Below are 14,243 nucleotides of genomic sequence, written 5' to 3' on the forward strand. Positions count from 1 at the left end.
GGGACACCACAGAATGACTGACACGACGGGCGTCGAGGCCGAAACCACGGCTTCGCACGAGGCCCTTCCCGAGACGATCCTCAAGGTCGAGAACCTGGGCGTCGAGTTCTGGGTCGAGGGCGAGTTCTACCCGGCAGCCATCGACATGAACTACGAGGTGCGCCGCGGCGAGGTGCTCGCCATCGTGGGCGAGTCCGGCTCCGGCAAGAGCACCAGCTCGATGTCGCTGCTCGGTCTGCTCCCCGAGAACGCGCGCGTCACGGGATCGATCAAGCTCCTCGGCCGCGAGCTGCGCGGCGCCGACCCGGTGACGCTGAGGTCGCTGCGCGGCAACGAGATCGCGGTGATCTTCCAGGAGCCGATGACGGCGTTGAACCCGGTCTACACGGTCGGCTTCCAGATCATGGAGTCGCTGCGCTCGCACGACCGCGGCCTCGCGCCGAGCATCGCGAAGGAGAAGGCGATCGACCTGCTGCGCATGGTCGAGATGCCCAACCCCGAGCAGTCGTTCAACAAGTACCCGCACCAGCTGTCGGGCGGCCAGCGCCAGCGCGCGATGATCGCGCAGTCGATCTCGTGCGACCCGCTGCTGCTCATCGCCGACGAGCCGACCACCGCGCTCGACGTGACGGTGCAGGCCGAGGTCCTCGACCTGCTGCGCAACCTGCACAAGCGCCTCGACTCCGCGATCATCCTGATCACGCACGACATGGGCGTGGTGGCCGACCTCGCCGACCGCATCATGGTGATGAAGAACGGCGTCGTGGTGGAGTCGGGCTCGGTCGAGCAGATCTTCCACGACCCGAAGCACCCCTACACCCAGCAGCTGCTGGCGTCGGTGCCGCACCTGGGTCTCGGCGTGCTCGAGACCGAGGCCGCGGTGACCGACGAGGTCGTCACCGAGACGTCGACCATGCCTTCGGTGTCGTCGATCCGTGAGCGGGCGACCGAGGTCGCGGACGAGATCGTCGAGACGCGCAAGCCGGTGCTGGCGTTCGAGGACGTCGCGATCGACTACCCGAAGCGCGGCCGCATCCCGGCGTTCCGCGCGGCGGAGCACATCGACCTCGCCATCTACCCCGGCGAGATCGTGGGCCTCGTGGGCGAATCGGGGTCGGGCAAGACGACACTCGGCCGCTCCGCCATCGGGCTGCTGCCGATCGCCGAGGGCAAGCTCACCGCGGTGGGCACCGACATCTCGAAGCCGACCTCGAAGGACCTCTTCGCGATCCGGCGCCGTACCGGCATCGTGTTCCAGGACCCGGCGTCGTCGCTGAACCCCCGCATGCCGATCGGCGAGTCCATCGGCGAGCCGATCCTGCTCGCCGGCGTGGCCAAGGGCAAGGACCTCGACAAGCGCGTCGAGGAGCTGCTCAGCCAGGTCGAGCTGCCCCGGTCGTACCGCAACCGCTTCCCGCACGAGCTGTCGGGCGGTCAGCGTCAGCGGGTCGGCATCGCGCGCGCCCTGGCGCTCGCGCCCGAGCTGCTGGTGGCCGACGAGCCCACGTCGGCCCTCGACGTGTCGGTGCAGGCGCGCTTCCTCGACCTGCTGCAGGAACTGCAGCAGCAGCTGCAGTTCGCCTGCCTGTTCATCAGCCACGACCTCGCGGTCGTCGACATCCTGGCGCACCGCATCGCGGTGATGCACCACGGCAAGCTCGTGGAGACGGGCACGCGCGACGAGATCCTGCGCGGGGCCACCGACCCGTACACGCAGCGTCTCATCGCCGCCGTCCCCGTGCCGAACCCCGAGGAGCAGAGGCTGCGCCGCGAGGCGCGCGCCGCGCTCATCGCGTCCACCGGAGGCGCCGAGAGCTGATCCGAAACCCCTGATCGGGCGCCGCGAGGCGACGTTCAGGTGCGCCCGATAGAATGGGGGATGCCGGCATTCCGGCATCCCCCTTCTCTTTCAAGGATTCCCTCATGGCGCGCGCCCTCCGTCCGGACCTCCGCAACGTCGCGATCGTCGCCCACGTCGACCATGGCAAGACCACTCTGGTCGACGCCATGCTCCGCCAGACCGGCTCGTTCGGCGAGCACGCTCACGTCGAAGAGCGGGCGATGGACTCGAACGACCTCGAGCGCGAGAAGGGCATCACGATCCTCGCCAAGAACACGGCGATCACCTACAACGGCGCTCACACCGACGTGCCGGTGACGATCAACGTGATCGACACCCCCGGCCACGCCGACTTCGGCGGCGAGGTCGAGCGCGGCCTGTCGATGGTCGACGGCGTCGTGCTGCTCGTCGACGCGAGCGAGGGCCCGCTGCCCCAGACGCGCTTCGTGCTGCGCAAGGCGCTCGAGGCGAAGCTTCCCGTGATCCTGCTGGTCAACAAGACCGACCGCCCGGACGCGCGCATCGCCGAGGTCGAGGAGGAGGCCCACGACCTGCTCCTCGGTCTCGCGTCCGACCTGCACGAGGACGTCCCCGACCTCGATGTCGACGCTCTGCTCGACGTCCCCGTCGTGTACGCCTCCGGCCGTGCCGGCGCGGCGTCGCGTACGCGTCCCGCCAACGGCGAGCTGCCCGACAACGCCGACCTCGAGCCGCTGTTCGAGGCGATCCTCGAGCACGTCCCGGCGCCGTCGTACGACGACGAGGCCCCGCTGCAGGCGTGGGTGACGAACCTCGACTCGAGCCCGTTCCTCGGCCGCCTCGCGCTGCTGCGCGTCTTCAACGGCACGCTGAAGAAGGGCCAGACCGTCGCCTGGGTGCGCCACGACGGCTCGCACTCGAACGCGCGCATCACCGAGCTGCTGAAGACCCGCGCCCTCGAGCGCTACCCCGCCGAAGAGGCCGGCCCCGGCGACATCGTCGCCATCGCCGGCATCGAGAACATCACGATCGGCGAGACGATCGCCGACCCCGAGGACGTCCGGCCGCTGCCCGCGATCCACGTCGACGACCCCGCCATCTCGATGACGATCGGCACCAACACCTCGCCCCTCATGGGCAAGGTGAAGGGGCACAAGCTGACCGCGCGCATGGTGAAGGACCGCCTCGACCGCGAGCTCATCGGCAATGTGTCGCTGAAGGTCGTCGACATCGGACGCCCCGACGCGTGGGAAGTGCAGGGCCGCGGCGAGCTGGCTCTCGCGATCCTGGTCGAGAACATGCGCCGCGAGGGCTTCGAGCTCACGGTCGGCAAGCCCCAGGTGGTCACCAAGAAGGGCGAGGACGGCAAGGTCAAGGAGCCGTTCGAGCACCTCACGATCGACGCCCCCGAGGAGCACCTCGGCGCGATCACGCAGCTCATGGCAGCCCGCAAGGGCCGCATGGACACGATGACCAACCACGGCACCGGCTGGGTCCGCATGGAGTTCATCGTCCCGTCGCGCGGCCTCATCGGCTTCCGCAGCGAGTTCCTCACGATGACCCGCGGCACCGGCATCGCCAACGCGATCTCGCACGGCTACGACGACTGGGCGGGCGCCATCACCACGCGCCAGAACGGCTCGATCGTCGCCGACCGCATGGGTGTCGTCACCCCCTTCGCCATGATCGCCCTCCAGGAGCGCATGAGCTTCTTCGTGCAGCCGACCGAAGAGGTCTACGAGGGCATGGTCATCGGCGAGAACTCGCGCGCCGACGACATGGACGTCAACATCACCAAGGAGAAGAAGCTCACGAACATGCGTTCGTCGACCTCGGACTCCTTCGAATCGATGACCCCGCCGCGCGTGCTCACCCTCGAGGAGAGCCTCGAGTTCGCCCGTGACGACGAATGCGTCGAGGTGACGCCCGAGAAGGTGCGCATCCGCAAGGTCGTCCTCGACGCCACCGAGCGCGGCCGTGCAGCCTCGCGCCTGAAGCGCCAGGACGCGAACGCCTGACACGGATCGAGTGGATGCCGCGCCCCGAGCCTGCTGAAGCTCGGGGCGCGGCATCCTTCGTCTCATCGGATCGTGACCGTCACCGGTGCCGCCGCGGTGGACCCCGCCGCATTGGACAGCACGGCCGTGAACACGTAGGTGCCCGGCGCCAGTGCGCCGACGGCCGTGACGACGTGCTGCGCGCCCGGCGTCGCCGCGACGAGCGTCTGCCGGTCGATCTCGATGCCGTCCTGGAGCAGCACGTACTCGTCCGCATTGGTGCCCCACCACAGATCGGCCGCGACGGTGACATCTCCGGTGCGCATCCCCGACGCCGACAGCACCGCCCGCGCCGGCGCCGCGTCGGTGACGCGGACGGTGTGCGTGCGCGAGACGGCCTCGCCGAGCGGGTTCAGCGCGACGACCCGGTACTCGTACGTGCCGTCGACGCGTCCGCTGAGCACGAACGAGGCATGCTGCGCGCCGGGGGTAGCCGGATCGAGCCGCTGCGCGGCGACGAGCGTGCCGTTCTCGTAGAGCTTCACGATCGTCGCGTTCTGCCCCCACCACAGGTCGGCGAGGATCCGGTAGGCGCCGTCGCGCAGTCCGGTGTCGCGGGCGTTGTCGTCTGAGACGGCGAACGCCCCCGGTGCGGCTGTGGCTCCCGGCGTGCCCGAATCGAGGATGCCGGCGCCCGCGCCTGCGCGGACGGTCGACGCCACGTCCGCCACGGGGTCCAGCGTGTAGGGGTAGGCGTCGGCGGGGTTCCACCGCACGGCCGCCGACAGCGGAGCCGGCGCTGTCGCGTTGTAGGCCGCGAGCACGTCGACCGGCTCGCCGTTCACGAGGGTGTCGGCCGCCTGCAGCTCGGTGCCACCCCACCCGGCGACGATGCGCGACACGCTCGCGGGGTCGACGAGCTCGACGGCGTTGGACTCGGCGACGATGCTGCTCTCTTTGCCGGCGCCCCAGAAGTACTGGAAGAACGCATGATCGGGTGAGGAGGCCGCGGTGGTGACCGCGGTCTGCTCGTACAGGTTGTTGTACACGTGCACATCGCCGAAGCGCACCCGCGGGCCGCGCTGACCGATGTCGGTCCACCTGTTGTGGTGCTGGGTCACGCGGTGCTGCCCGCGATCCTGCGTGCGCGAGTCCGACGAGCCGATGATGTCGGTCTTGTCGTGGTGCTGGAACCAGTTCCACGACATGGTCACGAGATCCGAGCCGTGGGTCACATCGAGCAGGCCGTCGTGCACCTCGAACGGGCGGCCGTACACGGTGGGCAGGCTCTCGGCGGGGTTGTCGCCGTCATCGAACGTACTGTGGTCGACCCAGACGCTCGTCGAGGTCCACACCGACAGGTTGTCGTACGCGGAGTTCCAGTTGCCGCCGGCATCCCCCGCGTCCCACTGCGGGAAGCAGTCGTACGCGTCCGACAGCGTCAGGTTGCGGACGATGACGTTGTGCGCGTCGCGGATGCGGAGGGATGCCCCGACCACACGCGCGTCGTCCCCTACCCCGACGAGGGTCACGTTCGAGCCGATGTGCTGGAGCGTCAGGGTCGCCTGCAGCGCTGCGGCGGCGACGCGCGCCTGCTCGAGCGGCCCGGACGGGTCGACACCGGGGCCGAAGGCGGCGATGTAGTCGGCCATCGCGAACGGCGCTCCGGTGCCGGGCACCGCGATCTGCGATGCGATCTCGTCGCAGGTGAGCCGGCTACCGTCGACTCGCAGCCACGGGTCGATGGTGCCTGTGACGTACACGATCCGCGGCACCTGGTTGTAGCGGGCATCGTTCTGCGAACCGCCCGATGCGCCGGCGAGGGCGTCGCGCAGTTCTTGCCACGTGCCGACCGCGTACACCTCGGCGGGCGCTGCCGCCGAGCCGCCGGTGACCGGCTCGGCGTCGCGGGTGACGCGCTCGGGCGAGGTCGTCCCGGTCCACGATGCCCAGCCGTCCCCGGCCGGGAGCACCTCGGTGCCGAGGTCGGTCGCGCCCGCGGATGCCGCGGCGGAGGCGGGCGCCGCGGCGGCGGCCGCGGTGATCGGTGCGATCGCGATCACGATCGCGGCGGCGCCGATCGCGAGCATGTGCCTCCTGCCCGGGTGCCGGCGGGCGGGCGCGTGCAACGTCGTTCTCATGGGACTCCTTCGTCCTGGGCAGAATCCGTGATGAGAACGGGCGCATCGGCACCCACAAGCGAGGAAGCGTTTTCTGCGGTGCGACCAGCATGCTGTCGAACAGCCTGGAGCGCAAGATGCGATCGGTGGGGGAGCCCGTCGCTACGATCGACCCCGTGACTCTCGACCCGCACTTCGACGACGCACACGGTGCCGTCCAGTCGCGCCGTGCGGTGCGCGAGGCGCTCGGCGTCGCGCTGGCGACGAGTGCGTACGGCATCTCGTTCGGCGCCCTCGCGGTGGCCGCGGGTCTCGACGTGTGGCAGACGTGCGTCCTCAGCCTCGTGATGTTCACCGGTGGTTCGCAGTACGCCTTCGTCGGGATCGTCGGCGCCGGCGGACTCGCGGCCGTCCCGGCGGCGATCGCCTCGGCGGCTCTGCTGGGCGTGCGCAACGTCGCCTACGGCATCCGCATGTCGCCCGTGATCGGCGCGGGCTTCTGGCGACGCGCGGCGGCCGCGCAGTTCACGATCGACGAGTCCACCGCCGTGTCGCTCGCGCAGACGACGCGGCGTGCGCGCACGCTCGGCTTCTGGGTGACCGGACTCGGCATCTACATCGGCTGGAACCTGTCGACGCTCGCCGGGGCACTGCTCGGCGACGTGCTGGGCGACCCGCGCGTGTACGGATTGGATGCCGCGGCCGCCGCCGCGTTCCTCGCCCTGCTGTGGCCTCGCCTGCGTGCGCGTCAGCCCATCGTGGTCGGCGTCGCGGCGGCGGTCGTGGCGACCGTGCTGACCCCTGTGCTGATGCCCGGCCTGCCGGTCATCGTCGCCGCGCTGGTGGCGGTCGTCGTGGGCTGGACGAACTGGCTGGGCCGTGACGACAGCCCCGATGCCGAACCCGACGACGTCGCCGAGCGGGAGGGACTGCCGTGACCATGTGGACCGCCGTGCTGGTGGCATCCATCGTCTGCGTGGCGCTCAAGACCGTCGGCTATCTGATCCCGCCCCGGTGGGTCGAGGCACCGCGGCCGATGCGGATCGCAGACCTGCTGACCGTGGCGCTGCTGGCCGCGCTCGTCGCCGTGCAGACGCTCGGGGCCGGTCAGGCGGTCGTCGTCGACGCACGCGTGCCTGCGGTGCTCGTCGCGGCGGGCCTGCTGCTGCTGCGCGCGCCGTTCCTCGTCGTGGTGGTCGCCGCGGCCGTCGTGGCCGCGCTTCTGCGGCTGTGGGGCTGGGCGGCGTGAGACCTAGACTTGGCCGGTGAGATTCTCGTGGTCCAGGTTCGGCACCTGGGTGGTCGCGTTCGTCGTCGGCGCCGTCTACGGCGTGGCCGGCACGATCGCCCAGGCGTATGAACTGGGGTGGTTCCCGCTCGGCCTGGTGCTGGCCCTCATCGGCGTGATCGCGCTGCTGGTCGCGGTGCGACTGCTGACCGGCGATCGCTGGGCGGCGCTGGCCACGGGCCTGGGTGTGATGGTGGCGACCCTCGTGTTCTCGGGCGCCGGGCCCGGCGGGTCCGTCGTCGTGCCGCAGGCGCCCGCGGGGGAGTTCAACCCCGGCATCCTCTGGACGATCATCGTGCCGCTGGCCGCGACAGTCGTGATCGCGTGGCCCGACACCCTCCCGCGCATGGGGCCGGTGGCGCCCGCTGCGTCCGAGGAGGACTGACCGGACGGAACGACGCACGGCCGCCGTGCCATGGACGCCGCGGCTAGACTGGCCGTGTGACGTACGTGATCGCCCTTCCCTGCGTGGACGTCAAGGACCGCGCCTGCATCGACGAGTGTCCGGTGGACTGCATCTACGAGGGTGATCGCTCGCTGTACATCCACCCCGACGAGTGCGTGGACTGCGGCGCCTGCGAGCCGGTGTGCCCGGTCGAGGCGATCTACTACGAGGACGACCTGCCCGACGAGTGGCAGGACTACTACAAGGCCAACGTCGAGTTCTTCGACGACATCGGCTCGCCCGGCGGCGCGGCCAAGGTCGGCGTGATCCACAAGGACCACCCGATCATCGAGGCGCTTCCCCCGCAGGAACACTGACGTGGGGGTCGCGGACCTCGCGGACTACCCCTGGGATGCGGTGGCGCCGTACGCCGAGCGCGCGCGATCCCACCCGGACGGACTGGTCGACCTCTCGATCGGCTCTCCCGTCGACGCGACCCCGCCGGTCGTCGCCGAGGCCCTTCGTGCCGCGACCGACGCGCACGCGTATCCGCAGACCGTGGGGACGCCCGCCCTGCGTGAGGCGATCGTGCGCTGGTACGACCGTCGTCGCGGGGTCCCGGGGCTCACTCCCGCCCACGTCCTGCCCACGGTCGGCTCCAAGGAGCTCGTGGCCCTGCTGCCGCTCCTGCTCGGACTCGGTCCGGGCGATGTCGTGGTGCACCCGCGCGCGGCCTACCCCACCTACGAGGTCGGTGCCCGGCTGGTGGGGGCCACGCCGCTCGCGTCGGACGATCCCGCCGAGTGGCCCGCCGAGACGCGTCTGGTCTGGGTGAACTCGCCGGGCAACCCCGACGGACGTGTGCTCGATGTCGCCGCGCTGCGTGCGGCGACCGCGCGCGCCCGTGAGCTCGGTGCCGTGCTCGCCTCGGACGAGTGCTACGCCGAACTCGGCTGGGAGGCCCCGTGGGACGCCCAACCGGTGCCCTCGGCGCTGGATCCCCAGGTGACCGGCGGCGACGTGCGCGGCATCCTCTCGGTCTACTCGCTGAGCAAGCAGTCCAACCTCGCGGGCTACCGCGCGGCCTTCCTCGCGGGCGATCCCGAGCTCGTCGCGCAACTGCTCACGGCCCGCAAGCACCTCGGCCTCATGCTGCCGCTCCCGGTCCAGGCGGCGATGGCGGCGGCCCTCGACGACGACGAGCACGTGGCCGCGCAGCGTGAGCGATACCGGCGCCGCCGCGAGGTGCTCAAGCCCGCCGTCGAGGCCGCCGGCTTCCACATCGACGGCAGCGAGGGCGGCCTGTATCTGTGGGCGACCGAGGGCCGTGACGCATGGGACAGCCTCGGCCGTCTCGCCGACCTCGGCATCCTGGCCGGCCCCGGGCACTTCTACGGCACGCACTTCCCGCAGCACGTCCGGCTGTCGCTCACGGCGACCGACGAGCGCATCGCCACGGCGGCGGAACGGCTGCGCGCGGCATCGGTTCTCGAAGATTGATGAATCCTCCATCGGATGCCTCGTCCCTTTGGCTGTGTCAGCAGTAGGCGCGGCAGCGGACTAGGCTGTAGGACGCGGCGACGCGGCATCCCCCGTCCCGTATCTCCGTTCTGAGGCAGAAGCCGTCACGGCATCGCCCAGGACAGGACGACACCCCCGGCACGACCAGAAATCGCGAGGAGGCGCCGTGAACGACGCGGGCACCCAGCAGGAGAAGGCCACCCTCACGATCGGTGATACCACCGCGGAGTTCCCGCTGCTGCGGGGCACCGACGGCACGCCGAGCGTGGACTTCTCCACCTTCACCCGCCAGACCGGCCACACCGCTCTCGACTACGGCTTCGTGAACACGGCGGCGACCAAGTCGGCGATCACGTACATCGACGGCGATCAGGGCATCCTGCGCTACCGCGGGTACCCGATCGAGCAGCTGGCGAAGAACAGCACGTACCTCGAGGTGGCGTGGCTGCTCATCTACGGGGAGCTGCCGACGGCCGACGAACTGGGCGAGTTCGACGAGAAGATCCGCCGGCACACGCTGCTGCACGAAGACCTCAAGCGCTTCTTCTCGGCGCTGCCGCACACGGCGCACCCGATGTCGGTGCTGTCGTCGGCGGTCTCGGCGCTGTCGACGTACTACGAGCACCAGTCCGACCCGAACAACCCCGAGCACGTGGAGCTCAACACGATCCGCATGCTCGCGAAGCTGCCCGTGATCGCGGCATACGCGCACAAGAAGAGCATCGGCCAGGCCTTCCTGTACCCCGACAACTCGCTCGGCTTCGTCGACAACTTCCTGAAGCTCAACTTCGGCGTGCTGTCCGAGGTGTACGAGGTCGACCCGGTGATGTCGCGGGCGCTCGAGCGTCTGCTGATCCTCCACGAGGACCACGAGCAGAACGCATCGACCTCGACCGTGCGTCTGGTCGGCTCGACCGGCGCGAACCAGTTCTCGTCGATCTCTGCCGGCATCAACGCCCTCTACGGCCCGCTGCACGGCGGCGCGAACGAGGCGGTGCTCGACATGCTGGCGCGCATCCGGGACTCGGGCGAGAGCGTCCAGCGCTTCGTCGAGCGCGTCAAGAACAAAGAAGACGGCGTGAAGCTCATGGGCTTCGGTCACCGCGTCTACAAGAACTACGACCCGCGCGCGAAGCTCGTGAAAGAGTCCGCCGACGAGGTGCTGTCGGCGCTCGGCGTGAGCGACCCGCTGCTGGACCTCGCCAAGGAGCTGGAAGAGATCGCGCTCAACGACGCGTACTTCCAGGACCGCCGCCTGTACCCGAACGTCGATTTCTACACCGGCGTGATCTACAAGGCGATGGGCTTCCCCACGCGCATGTTCACCGTGCTGTTCGCGATCGGCCGGCTCCCCGGCTGGCTCGCGCAGTGGCGCGAGGCCGCGAGCGACCCGCAGACGAAGATCGGGCGCCCGCAGCAGCTGTACGTGGGTGCGCCCGAGCGCACGTACCCCGGCCTCGGCTGAGAAGACGAATGGATGCCGCACCCCGAGGGGTGCGGCATCCATCGCTTGTGCGGCACGCTGCGACGCGCGCCCATGGCGTCAGGCGGCTTCAGCGAATGCCGGTGATTCGTCAGCGGTCTCGAGCGGACGCGCGGTGGTGGCATCCGTCCGACGAGGCCGCACTGCGAGCACGATCACCGCCGCGACGACCGCCGCGCCTGCGATGCTCAGCCACGCCACCGCGTACTGGTCGAACGCGGGGGAGTCGCCGGGGGCGACCGACCCGAACACGACCGCCGTGGTGAAGGCCGAGCCGATCGCCGAGCCGATCGTGCGCAGGTTCGCGTTGACGCCGGTGGCGATGCCGGTGCGGTCGGCGGGCACGCTCTCGACGATGATGCTCGCGGCGGACGCGTAGGCGAGGCCGATGCCGACGCCGAACACGCCGCCCGCGATGGCGAGCGTCGTGAGCGTGCTGTGCTCGACGACCGCCAGGACGACTCCGCCGGCCATGAACAGTGCGCCGGTCGCCATCATCACCCGCAGCGGGACGATGCGCGCGATCGCCCCCGCGGCGAACCCGACGCCGGACATGCCGATCAGAAGAGGCAGCAGCGCGAAGCCGGCGGCCTGCACCGAGAGTCCGAGACCCCAGCCCGAGCCGGCCGGTGTCTCGAGGAACTGCGGCAGGTAGCCCCAGAATCCGAACGCCGCGACGCCGATGAGCAGTGCGGCGGCGTTGACCGGCCAGATCGCCCGCGCGGCCATCAGCCGCAGGTCGACGAGCGGGCTGTCCGAACGCAGTTCCGACACGACCCACCCGATCATGAGCACGAGGGCCAGGGCGAACAGTCCGAGCGTGAGCGGAGAGGTCCAGCCCCAGCGCGCGCCCGAGCTGAGCGGGACCAGCAGTGCGATGAGCCAGCCCGACAGCAGCGTCGCCGAGAGCACGTTGACGTGCCCGTGCGCGCGCGCGCCGATGCGGGGGACGAGCGAGATGGTCAGCACGATGCCGGCCACGGCGGCGATGAAGGGCACCGCGAAGATGCCGTGCCAGCCCAGCAGGCCCGCGAGGGGCCCCGCGAGCACGCTGCCGGCCGCGCCGCCGATGCCGATGATGGCGCTGGTGGCGCCGATCGCGCCGGTGAGCCGCTCGCGCGGCATGACGTCGCGCAGGAGCCCGAAGGCGAGGGGGAACAGGGCGCCGCCGACGCCCTGCAGCACCCGCGCGAGGATCAGCACGGGCAGGTTCGCCGCGAACGAGGCGACGATGTCGCCGATCGCGACGACGGCGAGCACGACGAGGAACGTGTTGCGGCGACCGCGCAGATCGCCGATGCGGCCGAGCAGCGGAGTCGCGACGGCCGCGGCGATGAGCCACGCGGTATTGGTCCATGATGCCGCGTCGGGTGTGACGCCGAAGTCCGCGGCGATCAGCGGGATGACGGGGATGACGAGGTTCTGCAGGAGCGCGAGGGAGGCGACGCTGATAGCGATCGCAGCGAACGCCGCGCGGGAGGATGAGGTGGAGAGGGGCATCGAGTGGCCTTCCGATGGGTGCGGATCCGAGCGGATCCGTATAAAGTGGAGGTAGGTCTCCGAACGGAGGGAGCCTCCGCTTTGGAGATTAGCGGAGGATGCCTCCGTTTCGCAACCATCTCTTTTCGTCACCCCGGAGGTCAATGCGATGCCGGTCGCCGAGCGGATCTCAGCGCTGGAGGCGCGCCGTCCCCAGCGAGCGGACGCCGCGCGCAACTTCGACGCGCTCGTCGCCGCCGGCCGTGAGGCCTTCGCGGAGCAGGGGTCGGCGGCATCCCTCGAAGACATCGCCCGGCGTGCGGGCGTGGGTATCGGGACGCTGTACCGCAACTTCCCGACGCGGGACGACCTCATCGAGACGCTGTACCTCGGCGAGGTCGACGCGCTGGTTCGTGCGGCCGACGAGCTCTCGGGCCGGGAACCCTGGGACGCGCTGCGTGCGTGGCTCGAACGGTTCGTCGCCTATGTGGGCACGAAGCACGCTCTGCTCGAGGGGCTCAACCGCCGGTCACCGGTCCTGGCCGAGTGCCGCACGATCATGTTCGCGGCGGGGGAGCCGCTGCTCGCCCGTGCGCAGGAGGCGGGCGAAGTGGTGCCGGACGTCACGATCGGCGATGTGGTGAAGCTGGTCTCGGGTGTCGCCGCCGTCGCGTCGTTCGACGACGATGCGCAGCGCACCCGCGTGCTGGATCTCGCGATCAACGCCATCCGCCGCTGACGGGAAAGGCCGCCGGCATCCGCCGACGGCCTGTCCTCCACGGGGATCAGGCGTGAAGCGCCTCATTCAGGGTGACGCCGACGCCCGCGCGGCGCACCGCCTCGACAGCGCCCGTGAGCGAGTTGCGACGGAACAGCAGCCCGTCGCGGCCCGACAGGTCAGCGCCCTTCGCGGTCGTGGGCGAGCCATCGGCGCGTCGCGGTTCGTCGGCGAGGATGACCTTCGTGCCCGCGGTCACATACAGACCGGCCTCGACGACGCAGTCGTCGCCGAGCGAGATTCCGATTCCTGCGTTGGCGCCGAGCAGGGTGCGCGCGCCGACCGAGACCTTGTGGGTGCCGCCGCCCGACAGGGTGCCCATGATCGAGGCGCCGCCGCCGATGTCGCTGCCGTCGCCGACCACGACGCCCTGCGAGATGCGGCCCTCGACCATGCTCTGGCCCAAGGTTCCGGCATTGAAGTTGACGAAGCCCTCGTGCATGACGGTGGTCCCGGGGGAGAGGTACGCACCCAGGCGCACGCGCGAGGCGTCCGCGATCCGCACGCCGGCCGGCGTGACGTAATCGAGCAGGCGGGGGAACTTGTCGAGTCCCTGGACCTGGATCCCTTCGCGCGCGAGGAAGGGCCGCAGCCGGGCGAGGGCATCGGGGTGGACGGGGCCGGCATTGGTCCACGCGACGTTCGGCAGGAAGGCGAAGATCCCGTCGAGGTTGACAGTGTTCGGCTCTGCCAGGCGGTGCGAGAGCGCGTGGAGGCGCAGGTAGGCGTCGGAGGTCGACGCGGGAGCGGCTGCGAGGTCGATCTCGATCGTGACGATCTCCACGTCGACGGCGCGGCGCGGGTCCGGCACCGCCAGGCGGTCGAGCTCGTCGGGCGGCAGCTGCGGGTCGTACCCGAGCGGGATGCGTCCTGCGACGGGGGAGGGGAACCACGTGTCGAGCACGGTTCCGTCTTCGGCGATCGTGGCGAGGCCCGCGCCCCACACCCAGCGTTCTTCGGTCATGCCGTCAACGCTAGCGCGGTACCCGAGTGGATGCCGGTCCCGCGTCTTTCCGGGGCAGTCGAGGTGCGACACGCCCGGGATGCCGGGATGATTCGACGGACCCGCCAGGCGCACGTAAAGTATTACGAGTTCGCCCCAAAGGGTTTGAGCGAAGACCGGAAGGTCTGGCTCCCCTCAAGCAGCGGACCACCCCATCCGATCCCGCTTCTGGCGGGTTGTCCGGTTCCGGTCTAGGATGGGATTTCTTCCACTCCTCCGGATCGCCGGTCGATCGTGTCGGGAGCCCTTGTGCTTCGGAACACGCCGACTTGACTAGCGAGACAGGGTGTGTAAGATAGAGAAGTTGCCCTGGGGAGATGGCCGTGAGGCTGGAACCCGGGTGCGTCCGATCTTTGAGAACTCAACAGCG

12 protein-coding genes are annotated in these 14,243 nt (G+C 70.2%); 9 read left to right on the forward strand and 3 right to left on the reverse strand.

The genetic code is table 11. The annotated features are described in order from the left end of the window. Positions 1–13 precede the first annotated feature (13 nt). Complete coding sequence (locus ABEA46_RS04160; RefSeq protein ID WP_345543093.1) at positions 14–1,819, forward strand: dipeptide ABC transporter ATP-binding protein; 1,806 nt, start codon at positions 14–16, stop codon at positions 1,817–1,819. A 104-nt stretch (positions 1,820–1,923) separates the two neighbouring features. After that, positions 1,924–3,837: a translational GTPase TypA gene (gene typA / locus ABEA46_RS04165; protein ID WP_345543094.1), complete on the forward strand. Its 1,914-nt coding sequence runs from the start codon at positions 1,924–1,926 to the stop codon at positions 3,835–3,837. Positions 3,838–3,899: 62 nt separating this feature from the next. Here the strand turns inward: typA and ABEA46_RS04170 are convergent, their stop codons facing one another. Next, positions 3,900–5,906 (reverse strand): pectate lyase family protein, encoded by a 2,007-nt coding sequence (locus tag ABEA46_RS04170; protein ID WP_345543095.1) that lies wholly within the window; start codon positions 5,904–5,906, stop codon positions 3,900–3,902. A 167-nt stretch (positions 5,907–6,073) separates the two neighbouring features. Between ABEA46_RS04170 and ABEA46_RS04175 the strand changes: the two genes are divergently transcribed. The 6 genes from ABEA46_RS04175 to ABEA46_RS04200 all read left to right on the forward strand — a co-directional run bounded on the left by ABEA46_RS04175 (position 6,074) and on the right by ABEA46_RS04200 (position 10,595). After that, complete coding sequence (locus ABEA46_RS04175; RefSeq protein WP_345543117.1) at positions 6,074–6,874, forward strand: AzlC family ABC transporter permease; 801 nt, start codon at positions 6,074–6,076, stop codon at positions 6,872–6,874. Beyond that, entirely contained in the window at positions 6,871–7,185 is a 315-nt protein-coding gene (locus tag ABEA46_RS04180; protein WP_345543096.1) for an AzlD domain-containing protein, read from the forward strand. The genes ABEA46_RS04175 and ABEA46_RS04180 overlap by 4 nt, the downstream gene beginning before the upstream one ends. Before the next feature lie 16 nt (positions 7,186–7,201). Continuing rightward, the gene (locus ABEA46_RS04185; RefSeq protein WP_345543097.1) at positions 7,202–7,609 is read left to right on the forward strand and encodes a DUF6113 family protein; all 408 of its coding nucleotides are present in this window, start codon (positions 7,202–7,204) and stop codon (positions 7,607–7,609) included. Positions 7,610–7,665: 56 nt separating this feature from the next. Beyond that, a complete protein-coding gene (fdxA, locus tag ABEA46_RS04190) occupies positions 7,666–7,986 on the forward strand; it encodes a ferredoxin (protein WP_018170155.1) in 321 nt (106 codons plus the stop codon). A 1-nt stretch (position 7,987) separates the two neighbouring features. Continuing rightward, the gene (gene dapC, locus ABEA46_RS04195; RefSeq protein WP_345543098.1) at positions 7,988–9,109 is read left to right on the forward strand and encodes a succinyldiaminopimelate transaminase; all 1,122 of its coding nucleotides are present in this window, start codon (positions 7,988–7,990) and stop codon (positions 9,107–9,109) included. A gap of 187 nt (positions 9,110–9,296) precedes the next feature. Beyond that, complete coding sequence (locus tag ABEA46_RS04200) at positions 9,297–10,595, forward strand: citrate synthase (protein WP_345543099.1); 1,299 nt, start codon at positions 9,297–9,299, stop codon at positions 10,593–10,595. Positions 10,596–10,673: 78 nt separating this feature from the next. Here the strand turns inward: ABEA46_RS04200 and ABEA46_RS04205 are convergent, their stop codons facing one another. Next, positions 10,674–12,113 (reverse strand): MFS transporter, encoded by a 1,440-nt coding sequence (locus tag ABEA46_RS04205; RefSeq protein WP_345543100.1) that lies wholly within the window; start codon positions 12,111–12,113, stop codon positions 10,674–10,676. 148 nt (positions 12,114–12,261) lie between these two features. Between ABEA46_RS04205 and ABEA46_RS04210 the strand changes: the two genes are divergently transcribed. Further along, complete coding sequence (locus tag ABEA46_RS04210; RefSeq protein WP_345543101.1) at positions 12,262–12,831, forward strand: TetR/AcrR family transcriptional regulator; 570 nt, start codon at positions 12,262–12,264, stop codon at positions 12,829–12,831. Between the two features lie 46 nt (positions 12,832–12,877). Here the strand turns inward: ABEA46_RS04210 and dapD are convergent, their stop codons facing one another. Further along, on the reverse strand, positions 12,878–13,834 hold the full coding sequence (gene dapD / locus ABEA46_RS04215; protein ID WP_345543103.1) for a 2,3,4,5-tetrahydropyridine-2,6-dicarboxylate N-succinyltransferase: 957 nt from the start codon (positions 13,832–13,834) through the stop codon (positions 12,878–12,880). Positions 13,835–14,243 lie beyond the last annotated feature (409 nt).

Origin of the sequence: Microbacterium jejuense (genome assembly GCF_039544225.1) — a bacterium.
Taxonomy (GTDB): Bacteria; Actinomycetota; Actinomycetes; order Actinomycetales; family Microbacteriaceae; genus Microbacterium; species Microbacterium jejuense.